Below are 14,188 nucleotides of genomic sequence, written 5' to 3'. Positions count from 1 at the left end.
TGGCCCATGCTCTGGAGCTTGCGGGCCCAGTGGTGGGCACTGCCGCAGGCCTCCATGCCAATCAGGCAGGCGGGCAGATTGACAAAGAAACTTGCCATCTGCTCGCGCTTGAGCGGTTTGTTGAACACCGTCTTGCCGTGCTCATCGACGCCGTGAACCTGAAACACATTCTTGGCCAAATCGATGCCAATGGTTGTAATCTTCATGGTGGACGCTCCTGCTGGTTCAAGTGGAATAACTAACGTCTCCACTGTGGCACTTTCGATGCCGTTTAGGGCGGGGGCGTCCATCCCATTGGTTTACGATCTCGCAGGGGATCGCGTTGGAGCGCCATCGGGATGAGTGGATGCTTCGGTTGCGCCGCATGGGCTCGTGCCCATGCCAGCAGCCGGGGCGTGCAATCGCCCGATTGCGCTCCAACCCTTCGGGCAGCGGTCTTTGCGGGCGGTCTGCGGCGTTGCGGCGCTGGTGGATAGCCGGGCTATCCACTGCGCACCGCGCCTTGCATCCCATCGCGCAAAGACCGCTGCGCGACCCCTGGGAGATCGTAAACAGGCTCTAAGCGCGGGTATGGCAAGCGCAAGAAGCTATTGAAAAAGGAGCGTCATGCGGGCGCCGACAGCGGCGGCTCCGGCGTGGCGTCGCGCTGTGCCTGGGCCACCGAGGTGGTGGCTGGCGGCGACAGCGCCAGGCCTGCCTCGTGCAGTGCATCCAGGATGGCGAACAGCACGTCGCTGCGCACGCCCGCGGCGTTGCGCGGGCTGCTCACGTAGCCGATCGCCAGGAAGGTGAGCGTGCCGCTCTGGACGCCCTCCAGCGTCACCGACGGTGCGGGGTTTTCCAGGATGTCTTCGTGCGCATGGAAGGCCTGCAGGATCAGCGCGCGCATGCGCCGCGCGTCGGTATCGAGCGGCGCGGGCAGGCGCAGCAGCACGCGGCCCTGGGCGCTGCCCAGCGTCATGTTGCGCACGGTCTTGGTGATGAACTCGGAGTTGGGCACGATCACCGTGGAGCGGTCGCCCAGCTGGATCTCGGTGGCGCGCACGTTGACGCGGCGCACGTCGCCCTCGGTGTCGCCCAGCACCACCCAGTCGCCCACCTTCACCGGCCGCTCGGCCAGCAGGATCAGGCCCGAGATGAAGTTCTGCACGATGGCCTGCAGGCCAAAGCCGATGCCCACCGACAGCGCGCTGGCCACCCAGGCGATGCGCTCCACGCTGATCCCCAGGCCCGCCAGCGCCACCGCGATCACCACCACTCCGCCCGCATAGCCCAGCAGCGTGACGATGGAGCTGCGCATGCCCGGCTCCAGCGAGGTGTGTGGAAAGTAGCGTTCGCTGAGCCAGTGCTTGCCAATGCGGATGGCGACAAAGCCCGCGCAAACCACCGCCAGCGCGGTCAACAGCGCCTGGGGGGCGAGCGTCAGATCGCCCACCTTCAGGTTGTGGTCCACATTGCTGCCGCGGCGAAACAGCTCGTCCGGGTTGGTGCCCAGCGGTGCCATCAGCGCGATGACCATGTAGAAAAACAGCAGCACGCGCAGCACGCCCGAGAGCACCACCGCGGACTGGTCGAGCAGTTGCGCGCTGATGCCCAGCGTGGTGTGGATGCGTGCGCCGACGTGGCCCTTGGACGACAGCAGCGCCTGGCTCAGATCGTCGGCCAGCTGGAACAAAAGATAGGTGGTGGCAAAGACCACGCCAGACCACACCATCTGCCGCGCCAGCGTGCCGGCCAGCGCGATGAAGCCGAAGGCCACCGCCGCCACGGTGAGCACCACCGCAACGCCGGCACCGGCCAGGATCAGGCCCACCCACAGGGGCCGGCTGGCCTCGCTGTCTGGCCGTCCGTGGGCTGCCTCGTCGCCGGCCGCAGCGCCATCGGGCGTGGCGTGCAGACGGCCCAGCGCCACGGCCACCGAGAAGGACAGCAGCAGCGCGAAGACAGCGTGAACCAGCACCTCGGCCGCCAGGCTGGCGCCGATGATCGCGTTGACGTCGGTCACCACAGCGCCCAGTGCCGACAGCGCGGCCGTCCACCACGGAAGGGGGCTCAGGCGCCGGGCCAGATCGTCGGAGATGGGCAGTAGGCGCCAGGAGCTGCGTCGGCGCGACAGCAGCCCATGGCCCAGCGTGACCACGAAGGCGGCATAGGCGGCGGCGCGCACGGTGGCCTGCTGCAGCGCCAGCAGGTTGTCCGGCAGCGGCCCGCCGAGCTTGAGCGCGCTCCAGGCAAATTGCATGGCGGTGCCGATGATGAGTACGTTGGCCACGATGGCGGCCATGGCCAGCAGGGAGCGTCGCAGCCGCCCCGCCGGCAGGCGCGACGGCAGAACCCGCACGAGGATGCGCTCGGCCAGCCAGGTGCCCGCCACGGCCAGCAGCAGGGCCAGCAGCAGGTAGCCCTGGAAGGCGTTGCGGTGCTTGGAGTCCAGCGCCGCGCGCGCTGCGCCGAGCAGATCTGCGCCCAGCACCTGCAGGCGCGCGAAGTCGCCCGGGGCGGCCTGGCGCAGGGTGCGCCAGAAGGAGGGGCTCAAGGGCGAGTCGGCGTGCGTGGTCAGCGCGGCCTGAAACTGCAAGCGGCGCTGGCGCACGAGGTCGGCACCGCGCTGTTCTGCATCCACGGCGATCAGGCGCGCGAGCTTGAGTTCGGCATCAATATCGGTGCGCTGCTTGTTCAGGCTCGCGCGTTGCGCGGCCACGTCAGGTGCTTCGGCCGGCGTGCCCTTGGCGGGCGCCGGGCCCAGGCCGGCAAGGCGCAGGTCCAGCTCGGCCAGCTCGGTGGTGCGATGGTCCGCCAGGCGTTCGGCCGCCGTGCCCACGGCGTTGATTTCGTCCAGCAGCTGGCGGTTGCTGTCCGCTTCGTCAAGTTTCCTGGGAATCGCGTCCAGCTGCTTGCGCAGTTCGTCCACCTGGGGCAGGGGTGTGTTGTCCTTGCCGGTCTGGTCCATGGTGGACTTCGTCGACGGTTCCTGGGCCAGCGCAGGGGCTGGGCCCAGTGCCCCGAACCAGCCCGCGAGCAGCCAGCACAGCAGCAGGCGCGCCAGCGGCCAGGGTGCTGCCGGCAGGCGGCTCGGCAGTGCAGGTGGTTTGGGCGGGGGGAAGGTGTGGCGGCGGTGCATGCGCGTATTCTCAGCCTGCGCGGGGTGCGGCGCGTGCGCAACCGTGCGGGCGGGCCCTCCGCTATCGGGCGGGGCTGAACAGATCGACGCGGTCGGTGATGATGCCGTCGGTTCCCAGGTCGATCAGGCGTTGGGCCGCCCACTCGTCGTTCACCGTGTAGCTCAGGGCACGCAGGCCGAGCGCATGCACTTGCGCCACCAGGGCCGCATCCCACAGTGCGTGGTTGCACACCAGCGCCTGGCAGCCCAGTTGCTGCACCAGGTCAAGGCAGCCCGGCTGCAGGGTGTCGATCAGCAGGCCGCGCGGAAACTGCGGCGCAGCAGCCTGGACCGCCGCCAGCGCATCGGGCCGGAACGAGGTGAGCAAGGGCGCAATGGCCGTGGCGGGCCAGAGGCGTGCCAGCAGCTCGGCCACGGCGCGGCCGGTGGCGGCTTCGGTGCCGGGCGTGGGCTTGATTTCCACATTCAGGCAGAAATGGTTGGCCAGGCACCAGCGGGCCAGCGCCTCCAGCGTGGGCAGGTTTTCGCCGGCGTAGGCGCGCGAATGCCATGCACCTGCATCCAGCTGCGAGAGGGCCGACCAGGACAGCTCGCCGCCCGTGCCGTGGCCGTTGGTGGTGCGCTGCAGCGTGGCATCGTGCAGCAGGAACAGCACGCCATCGCTGCTCAGCTTGGCGTCGCATTCGAACATGCGGTAACCGTATTGCGCGCCCAGTCGGAATGCCGACATCGTGTTTTCGGGCGCCAGCTTGCCGGCGCCACGGTGGGCGATCCAGCGGGGATAGGGCCAGAGGTTCTCCATGGGTTGCATCCGTCGGGGCTGGTCAGAGGCGTTTGCCGGACTGGGCATCGAACCAGTGCAGGCGGTCTGCGCGCGGCGTGATGTGGATGGTGTCGCCTGCCTGGGGCGAGGCGCTGCCTTCGTCAATGCGCACGATCAGGTGGTCGCCGCCCATGGTGGCGTAGACCAGGCGCTCGGCGCCCAGCAGTTCGACCGTGTCCACCTGCACCTGCCAGCCGGTGGCGGTGATGTCCAGGTGTTCGGGGCGAATGCCGAGAATGGTGCCAGGCTTGCTGCCCGGCGCATGGCGCAGCAGGTTCATGGGCGGCGAGCCGATGAAGCTGGCCACGAAGATCGATGCCGGTGTGTGGTAGACCTCTTCGGGCGTGCCGAACTGTTCCATGTTGCCGGCGTTCATCACGATCATGCGCTGGGCCAGCGTCATGGCCTCGACCTGGTCGTGGGTGACGAACAGGCTGGTGATGCCCAGCTCGCGGTGCAGCTTCTGGATTTCGATGCGCGTCTGCGCGCGCAGCTTGGCGTCGAGGTTGGACAGCGGTTCGTCGAACAAAAAAACCTGCGGCTGGCGCACGATGGCCCGGCCCATGGCCACGCGCTGGCGCTGGCCGCCCGACAGCTCGCGCGGCTTGCGTTCGAGCAGGTGGGCGAGCTCCAGGATCTTGGCCGCCTTGTCCACGCGGGCCTTGATCTCGTCCTTGGGCACGCTGGCGATCTTGAGGCCGTAGGCCATGTTGTCGAACACGCTCATGTGCGGGTACAGCGCGTAGTTCTGGAACACCATGGCGATGTCGCGCTGCGCGGGTTCGAGGTTGTTGACCACGCGCTCGCCGATGGAGATCGTGCCGTCGGTGATTTCTTCCAGGCCGGCCACCATGCGCAGCAGCGTGGATTTGCCGCAGCCCGAAGGACCGACGATGACGATGAATTCGCCGTCGTGGATCTCGGCGTTCACGCCGTGGATCACCGGGTTGGCCTTGGGGCCGTGGCCGTAGCGCTTGATGATGTTGCGAAGGGTGATGGATGCCATATTTGCTATTGAATGAACAGCTGCAAGCGCTTTCTTCATAAGCGTTGCAGGTGGTTTTGACGCTTATTTCTCGGTATCTACCAAGCCCTTGACGAACCACTTCTGCATCAGGATGACGACGGCGGTGGGCGGCAGCATGGCCACGACGGCGGTGGCCATCACGATGTTCCAGTCCACGGCGGCCTCTCCGCCGGCCAGCATGCGCTTGATACCGATCACCACGGGGTACATGTCTTCCGTGGTGGTCATCAGCAGGGGCCACAGGTACTGGTTCCAGCCGTAGATGAACTGGATCACGAACAGCGCGGCAATCGAGGTGCGTGACAGCGGCACCAGCACGTCCTTGAAAAAGCGCATCGGGCCCGCCCCATCCATGCGCGCGGCTTCCACCAGTTCGTCGGGCACCGTCAGGAAGAACTGGCGGAACAGAAAGGTGGCAGTGGCCGAGGCGATCAGCGGCAGCGTGAGGCCCGCGTAGCTGTTGAGCAGGCCCAGGTCGGCCACCACCTTGTAGGTGGGCAGGATGCGCACTTCCACGGGCAGCATCAGCGTCACGAAGATGGCCCAGAAGCACAGCATCTTGAACGGGAAGCGGAAGTACACGATGGCGAACGCCGACAGCAGCGAAATCGCGATCTTGCCCACGGTGATGACCATGGCCACCACGAAGCTCACCCACATCATGTGCAAAACGTTGGTGTTGGAGCCCAGCTTGCCGGAGCCGAGCAGCGCGGCCCGGTAGTTGTCCCACAGGTGGGCACCGGGCAGCAGCGGCATGGGCGACTGCACGATGGCCTCGGCCGTGTGGGTGGATGCGATCAGCGCCAGGTACAGCGGAAAGGCCACGATGGCCACGCCGAGGATCAGCACGGCGTGGGACAGGAAATTGAGCCAGGGATTGCGGTCAACCATGGGGCCTCAGTATTGGACTTTTTTCTCGACGTAGCGGAACTGCACCACCGTGAGCGCCACCACGATGCACATCAGGATCACCGACTGGGCGGCCGAGCCGCCCAGGTCCAGCGCCTTGAAGCCGTCCTGGTACACCTTGTAGACCAGGATGGAGGTGGACTGGCCGGGGCCGCCCTGGGTGGCCGCGTCGATGATGCCGAAGGTGTCAAAGAACGCGTAGACGATGTTGATCACCAGCAAAAAGAACGTGGTGGGCGACAGCAGCGGCAGCTGGATGTTCCAGAACCGGCGCCAGGGGCCGGCGCCGTCGATGGATGCGGCCTCGATCAGTGCCTTCGGTATCGATTGCAGGCCCGCCAGGAAGAACAGGAAGTTGTAGGAAATCTGCTTCCACACCGAGGCGATCACGATGAGCGCCATGGCCTGCCCGTCGTTCATCATGTGGTTCCAGTTGTATCCCAGCGCACCCAGGTAGTAGGTGACCACGCCAATGGAGGGCGAGAACAGGAACACCCACAGCACGCCCGCAATCACCGGCGCCACCGCATAGGGCACGATGAGCAGGGTCTTGTAGACCAGGGCAAAGCGCACGATGCGGTCGGCAAAGATCGCCAGCGCGAGCGACACGACGATGCCGATGCCCGCCACCAGCACCGAGAACACGGCCGTGCGCTGGAAGGAGCCGAGATACGAGGGGTTGTCCACCAGCTGGCGGAAGTTGTCCAGCCCCACCCATTCGGTGCTCATGCCGAAGGCGTCCTCCATCTGGAAGGACTGGATCACGGCCTGGGCGGCGGGCCAGAAGAAGAAGATGCCGATGATGAGCAGCTGGGGGGCGATCAGCACCCAGGGCAGCCAGGCCGAGCGGAAAAGTACGCGTTTTTCCATGACGGTCACCAACAAAAAAACCGCCGGTGCTGGGTGCAACCGTCGGGAAAGGTGGAGCGGCCCCAGTTTCGGGGCCGCAGAGGCAGGGCTGGCGCCCAGTGGCGCCCGGCCCCTGATCTTATTGCTTGTACGAGCGCTCGAAGCGGGCCAGCAGCTCGTTGCCGCGGCTCACGATGGCGTCCAGGGCTTCCTTGGCTGTCTTCTTGCCGGCCCACACCTGTTCCATTTCCTCGTCCTCGATGGTGCGGATCTGCACGTAGTTGCCCAGGCGGATGCCGCGCGAGTTGTCGGTCACCTTGCGCACCATCTGGTTCACGGCCACGTCGGTGCCGGGGTGCTTGGCGTAGAAGCCGGACTTGTCCGTCAGCTCATAGGCGCCCATGGTGATGGGCAGGTAGCCCGTGCGCTGGTGGCTGGCGGCCTGCACCTTGGTTTGCGACAGGAATTCGAAGAACTTGGCCACGCCCTTGTATTCCTCGGGCTTCTTGCCGGCCATGACCCATAGCGAGGCGCCGCCGATCACGGTGTTCTGCGGCGCGCCCTTGACGTCGGGGTAGTAGGGCATGGGGGCCAGGCCGTAGGTGAATTTGGCGTTCTTGGCCACGTCGCCATAGAAGCCCGACGAGGTCTGGATCATGGCGCATTCACCGGCGGTGAACGAAGCCTGTGCCGCGGAGCCGCGGCCCTTGTACAGGTACTCGCCCGCCTTGGCGGCCTTGGCCAGGTTGTCGATGTGCCGCACATGCAGCGGCGAGTTGATCTTCATGCGGGCCTTGTGGCCATTGGCGCTCAGGCCGTTCTTTTCGGTGGCGAACTCGACGTTGTGCCAGGCGGAGAACGACTCCAGCTGGGTCCAGCCGTTCCAGGCCAGCGTCATGGGGCAGCTGTGGCCGCTGGCCTTGAGCTTCTTGGCGGCTTCGAACACTTCGGGCCAGGTGGCGGGGGCCTTGTCGGGGTTCAGGCCGGCCTTCTTGAAGGCGTCCTTGTTGTAATAGAAGATGGTGGTGGAGCTGTTGAACGGGAAGCTCAGCATCTGGCCATTGGGGGCCGTGTAGTAGGCTGCCACGGCGGGGATGTAGGCCTTGGGGTCGAAGTCGGCGCCGGCGTCCTGCATCACCTTGGCCACGGGCACGGTGGCGCCCTTGCTGGCCATCATGGTGGCTGTGCCCACCTCGAACACCTGCAGGATGTGCGGTGCGTTGCCCGAGCGGAAGGCCGCAATGGCGGCGGTCATGCTTTCGTCATAGGCACCCTTGAAGGTGGGCACCACCTTGTATTCCTTCTGGCTTTCATTGAACTGCCGGGCCAGGTCGGTGACCCACTCGTTGTTCACGGCCGTCATCGAATGCCACCACTGGATTTCGGTCTGTGCTTTGGCAGAAACGCACACGGTGGTGGCAAGGGCGGCGGTCAAGGCCAGATGCTTGAATTGCATGAATACTCCTCCAGGATGACGAAGACATAAAGGGGCCATGCTAGGCAGCCCTTGTGTCAGTGGTATGTCGTTGTCGCACAGGCCATTTACCCCGGCAACCGGGGAAACCCCTTGCGCGTTCATGGTGGTTCTGCATTGTGACCGTCATGTAACTAATTGTGAAAATTCACCGTTGACATCAAGGCCATTGCGGGCAAGGTGGCGGTTTTTTGTGCAATGCATCATGCTTGGTGCCTTGCCGGATTGCAGCGCCTCGTGCCCAGGCAAGCCTGGTCTTTTCTCCATCCTCACTTCGCCATGGCCACCACTTCTCTGGACAAAAGCAAGATCAAATTCCTGTTGCTGGAGGGCATCCATGCGTCTGCAGTGGACGTGATCCGGGCGGCGGGTTACAGCCAGATCGAGACGGTGTCTGGGGCGCTTGCCGATGACGATCTGCGCCGCAAGATCGCGGACGCCCATTTCGTGGGCATCCGCTCGCGCACCCAGCTGACGCAGGAGGTGTTTGCCCACGCGCCCAAGCTGGTGGCGGTGGGCTGCTTCTGTATTGGTACCAACCAGGTGGACCTGAACGCAGCACGCGAGCGCGGCATTGCCGTCTTCAATGCGCCTTATTCGAACACCCGTTCGGTGGCCGAGCTGGTGCTGGCCGAGGCCATCCTGCTGTTGCGCGGGATCCCTGAAAAGAATGCGGTGGCGCACCGGGGCGGCTGGCTCAAATCGGCTGAAAACGCCTATGAGATCCGCGGCAAGACGCTCGGTATCGTGGGTTATGGCTCCATTGGCACGCAGCTGTCGGTGCTGGCCGAGGCGCTGGGCATGCATGTGGCATTTTTCGATGTGGTCAACAAGCTGCCCCTGGGCAATGCGCGCCAGGTGCAGCACCTGCACGAGCTGCTGGGCCAGAGCGACATCGTGAGCCTGCATGTGCCCGAGCTGCCGTCCACCGAAGGGATGATTGGTGCGGCTGAAATTGCGGCCATGAAGCCCGGCGGCATCCTCATCAACGCAGCGCGCGGCACGGTGGTGCAGATCGAGCCGCTGGCCGAGGCGCTGAAAGCCAAGAAGCTGCTGGGCGCCGCCATCGACGTGTTCCCGGTCGAGCCGCGCACCAACAAGGACGAATTCGTGTCGCCCCTGCGCGGGTTCGACAACGTCATCCTCACGCCCCACATCGGCGGCTCCACCATGGAGGCGCAGGCCAACATCGGCCTGGAGGTCGCGGAAAAGCTCGTGAAATACAGCGACAACGGCACCAGCACCTCTTCGGTCAACTTCCCTGAGGTGGCGCTGCCCGCGCACCCCGGCAAGCACCGCCTGCTGCATATCCACCGCAACGTGCCTGGCGTGCTGTCCGAGATCAACCGCATCTTCTCGGACAACCAGATCAACGTCTCGGCGCAGTATTTGCAGACCAACGAGCAGATTGGCTATGTGGTGATCGATATCGACGCCGCTTCGTCCGACCTGGCGCTGGACAGGCTGGCCCAGGTGCCTGGAACACTGCGCAGCCGCGTGCTGTTCTAGCCGGCCCCGGGCGCGCCAGCGGCCCGTGGCATAAAATCTTCCCCCCAAGGCTCATGGGCGCAGAGCGCCCGCCCAGGTTGATCCCATGAATGTTCCGATTGCGTTGGCTGCCCTGCAGACCCAGGCCGCCGAGCCTGTGCGTCTGCGCGAGATTCCCTACAACTACACCTCGTTCTCCGACCGGGAGATCGTGATCCGCCTGCTGGGGGCGCCTGCCTGGGAGGTGCTCGACCAGTTGCGCAACGAGCGCCGCACGGGCCGTTCGGCCCGCATGCTGTACGAGGTGCTGGGCGATATCTGGGTGGTGCAGCGCAACCCCTACCTACAGGATGATCTGCTGGACAACCCCGCGCGCCGCAAGCTGCTGGTCGATGCCCTGCAGCACCGCCTGGGCGAGATCGACAAGCGCCGCACGCCCGACGACGACGCCGAGCGCGACCGCCTGGTGGGCGAGTTGGCGCAGGCCGCGCGCCGCGCGGTGGCTCAGTTCGATGCCACGTTCGAACAGGCCGCCACGCTGCGCCGCCAGATCCAGAAGACCCTGGGCCGCCTCACGGCCCGCGACAACATCAAGTTCGATGGCCTCTCGCGTGTGAGCCACGTGACGGACGCCACCGACTGGCGCGTCGAATACCCCTTCGTCGTGCTCACGCCCGACACCGAGGCCGAGATGGCCGGCCTGGTCAAGGGCTGCATCGAGCTCGGGCTGACCATCATCCCGCGCGGGGGCGGCACGGGCTACACCGGCGGCGCGATTCCGCTGACCTGGAAGAGTGTGGTCATCAACACCGAGAAGCTCGAAGCCATGACCGAGGTGGAGATGCGCCGCCTGCCGGGCCTGGACCGCGAGGTGGGCACGGTGTGGACCGAAGCCGGTGTGGTCACCCAGCGCGTGGCCGACGCCGCCGAGCGTGCAGGCTTTGTGTTTGCCGTGGACCCGACCAGCGCCGAGGCCTCGTGCATCGGCGGCAACATCGCCATGAACGCCGGTGGCAAGAAAGCCGTGCTGTGGGGCACGGCACTCGACAACCTGGCCAGCTGGCGCATGGTGACGCCCGAGGCCCAGTGGCTGGAAGTGACCCGCCTGGACCACAACATGGGCAAGATCCATGACGTGGAGACTGCCACTTTCGAGTTGCAGTACTTCGAGGCCGACGGCAGGACGCCCGTGCGCACCGAGCGCCTGGCCATCCCGGGCAAGACCTTCCGCAAGGAAGGCCTGGGCAAGGACGTGACCGACAAGTTCCTCTCGGGCCTGCCCGGCATCCAGAAGGAGGGCTGCGACGGCCTCATCACGAGCGCGCGCTGGGTGGTGCACCGCATGCCCGAGCACACGCGCACCGTGTGCCTGGAGTTCTTTGGCAACGCCAAGAACGCCGTGCCCAGCATCGTCGAAATCAAGGACTTCATGTTCGCCGAGCAAAAGCGCAGTGGCGTCTTGCTGGCCGGCCTGGAGCATCTGGACGACCGCTACCTGAAGGCCGTGGGTTACACCACCAAGAGCAAGAAGCACGGCGGCGGCCTGCCCAAGATGGTGCTGTTCGGCGACATCGCGGGCGACAACGCTGACGACGTGGCGCGCGTGGCCAGCGAAGTCGTGCGCATTGCCAATTCGCGCAGCGGCGAAGGCTTCATCGCCATCAGCCCCGAGGCGCGCAAGAAATTCTGGCTCGACCGCAAGCGCACGGCCGCCATCAGCCGCCACACCAACGCCTTCAAGATCAATGAGGACGTGGTGATCCCGCTGCCGCGCATGGCCGAGTACACCGACGGCATCGAGCGCATCAACATCGAGCTCTCCCTGCGCAACAAGATCAAGCTGTGCGACGCGCTCACCGAGTTTTTCGAGCGCGGCAACCTGCCGCTGGGCAGGCACGACGACGCGAGCGAAATCCCCTCGGCCGAACTGCTGGAAGACCGCGTGGCCCAGGCCCTTGCGCTGGTGGCCGAGGTGCGTGCGCTGTGGTCCGGCTGGCTGCAGAACGTGGACACCCTGTTTCCGCAACTGCAGGACCACACCCTGCGCGCGAGCTGGAAAACCCAGCTGCGCGCACCCCTGCAGGGCATCTTCTCGGGTGCGGCGTTCCTGCCCATCCTCGACGAAGCCACCGCCATCCACAAGCGTGTGCTCAAGGGCCGCGTGTGGGTGGCGCTGCACATGCACGCGGGCGACGGCAATGTGCATACCAACCTGCCGGTCAACAGCGACGACTACGACATGCTGCAGACCGCGCACCAGGCGGTCGAACGCATCATGGTGCTGGCGCGCAGCCTCGATGGCGTGATCTCGGGTGAGCACGGCATCGGCATCACCAAGCTGGAGTTTCTGACCGACGACGAACTGCGCCCCTTTGCGCAGTACAAGCAGAAGGTGGACCCGCAAGGGCGCTTCAACAAGGGCAAGTTGCTCCGCAATCAGGAGCTTCCGGTGCTGGACGGGCAAGCGAAAGAGGCCGGTTTGGCCGCCAATCCACTGCTGCATGCCGATCTGACCAACGCCTACACGCCCAGCTTTGGCCTGATGGGCCACGAGTCGCTGATCATGCAGCAGAGCGACATCGGCGCGATTGCCGATTCGGTCAAGGACTGCTTGCGCTGCGGCAAGTGCAAGCCCGTGTGCTCCACGCACGTGCCGCGCGCCAACCTGCTGTACAGCCCGCGCAACAAGATCCTGGCGACCTCGCTGCTGGTCGAGGCCTTCCTGTACGAAGAGCAGACCCGCCGCGGCGTGAGCATCAAGCACTGGCAGGAATTTGAAGACGTGGCCGACCACTGCACGGTGTGCCACAAGTGCGAGAGCCCCTGCCCGGTGAAGATCGACTTCGGCGACGTCACCATGAACATGCGCAACCTGCTGCGCAAGATGGGCAAGAAGAGCTTCCGCCCGGGCAACGCGCTGGCCATGACCATGCTCAACGCCACCAACCCGGACACCATCAAGCTGCTGCGCACGGCCATGGTCGATGTGGGCTTCAAGGCGCAGCGCATGGCCGTGGACCTGCTGCGCAAGGTCTCGCGCAAACAGACGGCGCACCCGCCGGCCACGGTGGGTACGGCGCCGATCAAGGAGCAGGTGATCCACTTCGTCAACAAGAAGCTGCCGGGTGGCCTGCCCAAGAAAACCGCGCGCGCGCTGCTGGACATCGAGGACAAGGACTACGTGCCCATCATCCGCAATCCGCAAGCCACCACGGCCGAGACCGAGGCGGTGTTCTACTTCCCCGGTTGCGGCTCCGAGCGCCTGTTCAGCCAGGTGGGTCTGGCCACGCAGGCCATGCTCTGGCACGCGGGCGTGCAGACGGTGCTGCCGCCGGGCTACCTGTGCTGCGGCTACCCGCAGCGCGGCAGCGGCCAGTTCGACAAGGCCGAGAAGATGATCACGGACAACCGCGTGCTCTTCCACCGCGTGGCCAACACGCTGAACTACCTCGACATCAAGACCGTGGTGGTGAGCTGCGGCACCTGCTACGACCAGCTGCAGGGCTACGAGTTCGACAAGATCTTCCCGGGCTGCCGCATCATCGACATCCACGAATACCTGCTGGAAAAAGGCATCACGCTGCCCGCAGGGCAGGGCGGCTACCTGTACCACGAGCCCTGCCACAACCCGATGAAGCAGGGCGACTCGATGAAGACCGTGCGTGCCTTGGTGGGCGACAAGGTGCTTAAGAGCGAGCGCTGCTGCGGCGAGTCTGGCACCCTGGGCGTGACGCGACCCGACGTGTCAACTCAGGTGCGCTTTCGCAAGGAAGAGGAAATCCGCAAGGGCGAGGCCCAGCTGCGCGCCAGCGGCGCCGTGGGGGCGCAGGACAATATCAAGATCCTGACCAGCTGCCCCAGCTGCCTGCAGGGCATCACGCGCTACGGCGACGATCTGCAGACTGGCCTGCTCGAAGCCGACTACATCGTCATCGAGATGGCCAGGCAGATTCTGGGCGAGAACTGGCTGCCCGAATACGTGCAGCGCGCCAACAGCGGCGGCATTGAGCGGGTGCTGGTCTGATGGCCTGCCCGCTGTGCGACGCCGACGGCGGCCAGCTCGTCTGGCGCGGCGAGAAGCTGCGCGTGATCCGTGCCGACGAGGCGGGCTTTCCCGCGTTCTACCGCGTGGTCTGGAACGCGCATGTGCCCGAGTTCTCCGACCTCGATGCGGGCGCGCGACTGCACTGCATGGATGCCGTCACCGTGGTGGAGCAGGCCCTGCGCCAGCACCTGTCGCCGACCAAGGTCAACCTCGCGGCGCTGGGCAACATGGTGCCGCACCTGCACTGGCATGTGATTGCGCGGTTTGGCTGGGACAGCCACTTTCCCGCGCCCGTCTGGGCGGCAGCGCAGCGGCCCAGCCCCCCAGCGCAAGAGGCTGCGGTACGAGCCCGGCTGCCGCAGCTGGAGGGCTGGATGCAGTCGCAACTGGCCGCTTTGCAGGCCCCTTGAACCTGACGCATTGGATTCTCCGGCGCGGGAGGACAATCGCAA

The 14,188-nt window shown here is 65.7% G+C and carries 9 protein-coding genes and 1 pseudogene; 3 read left to right on the top strand and 7 right to left on the bottom strand.

Annotated elements, in window-relative coordinates:
* The 7 genes and pseudogenes from K225_RS20930 to ugpB form a co-directional block, all read right to left on the bottom strand.
* Window positions 1-206, bottom strand: a pseudogene (locus K225_RS20930) (IS110 family transposase); the annotation flags it as partial.
* Window positions 207-604: 398 nt separating this feature from the next.
* Window positions 605-2,950: a DUF3772 domain-containing protein gene (locus tag K225_RS0115135; protein ID WP_238323245.1), complete on the bottom strand. Its 2,346-nt coding sequence runs from the start codon at window positions 2,948-2,950 to the stop codon at window positions 605-607.
* A 232-nt stretch (window positions 2,951-3,182) separates the two neighbouring features.
* Window positions 3,183-3,923 carry a glycerophosphodiester phosphodiesterase gene (gene ugpQ / locus K225_RS0115130; protein ID WP_026437194.1) on the bottom strand — a complete coding sequence of 247 codons (741 nt, stop codon included), beginning with the start codon at window positions 3,921-3,923 and terminating at the stop codon, window positions 3,183-3,185.
* Between the two features lie 22 nt (window positions 3,924-3,945).
* The gene (locus K225_RS0115125) at window positions 3,946-4,950 is read right to left on the bottom strand and encodes a sn-glycerol-3-phosphate import ATP-binding protein UgpC (protein ID WP_026437193.1); all 1,005 of its coding nucleotides are present in this window, start codon (window positions 4,948-4,950) and stop codon (window positions 3,946-3,948) included.
* 63 nt (window positions 4,951-5,013) lie between these two features.
* Window positions 5,014-5,862 (bottom strand): sn-glycerol-3-phosphate ABC transporter permease UgpE, encoded by an 849-nt coding sequence (ugpE, locus tag K225_RS0115120; RefSeq protein WP_026437192.1) that lies wholly within the window; start codon window positions 5,860-5,862, stop codon window positions 5,014-5,016.
* 6 nt (window positions 5,863-5,868) lie between these two features.
* Window positions 5,869-6,750, bottom strand: a complete 882-nt coding sequence (gene ugpA, locus K225_RS0115115; protein ID WP_026437191.1) for a sn-glycerol-3-phosphate ABC transporter permease UgpA — start codon at window positions 6,748-6,750, stop codon at window positions 5,869-5,871.
* Between the two features lie 118 nt (window positions 6,751-6,868).
* Complete coding sequence (ugpB, locus tag K225_RS0115110; protein ID WP_026437190.1) at window positions 6,869-8,185, bottom strand: sn-glycerol-3-phosphate ABC transporter substrate-binding protein UgpB; 1,317 nt, start codon at window positions 8,183-8,185, stop codon at window positions 6,869-6,871.
* Window positions 8,186-8,482: 297 nt separating this feature from the next.
* On the opposite strand from ugpB, the gene serA reads away from it, so the two are divergent.
* From serA to K225_RS0115095, 3 genes are all read left to right on the top strand, one after another.
* On the top strand, window positions 8,483-9,712 hold the full coding sequence (gene serA, locus K225_RS0115105; RefSeq protein WP_026437189.1) for a phosphoglycerate dehydrogenase: 1,230 nt from the start codon (window positions 8,483-8,485) through the stop codon (window positions 9,710-9,712).
* An 85-nt stretch (window positions 9,713-9,797) separates the two neighbouring features.
* Window positions 9,798-13,715 carry a DUF3683 domain-containing protein gene (locus tag K225_RS0115100; RefSeq protein ID WP_026437188.1) on the top strand — a complete coding sequence of 1,306 codons (3,918 nt, stop codon included), beginning with the start codon at window positions 9,798-9,800 and terminating at the stop codon, window positions 13,713-13,715.
* Complete coding sequence (locus K225_RS0115095) at window positions 13,715-14,146, top strand: HIT family protein (protein WP_026437187.1); 432 nt, start codon at window positions 13,715-13,717, stop codon at window positions 14,144-14,146. Before K225_RS0115100 ends, K225_RS0115095 begins: the two co-directional genes overlap by 1 nt.
* Window positions 14,147-14,188 lie beyond the last annotated feature (42 nt).

The sequence above is a fragment of the Acidovorax sp. JHL-9 genome, assembly GCF_000426205.1.
GTDB lineage: Bacteria > Pseudomonadota > Gammaproteobacteria > Burkholderiales > Burkholderiaceae_C > Acidovorax > Acidovorax soli.
The sequence above is the reverse complement of the archived record's forward strand: the minus strand, read 5'-3'. Positions and strand labels throughout refer to the sequence as shown.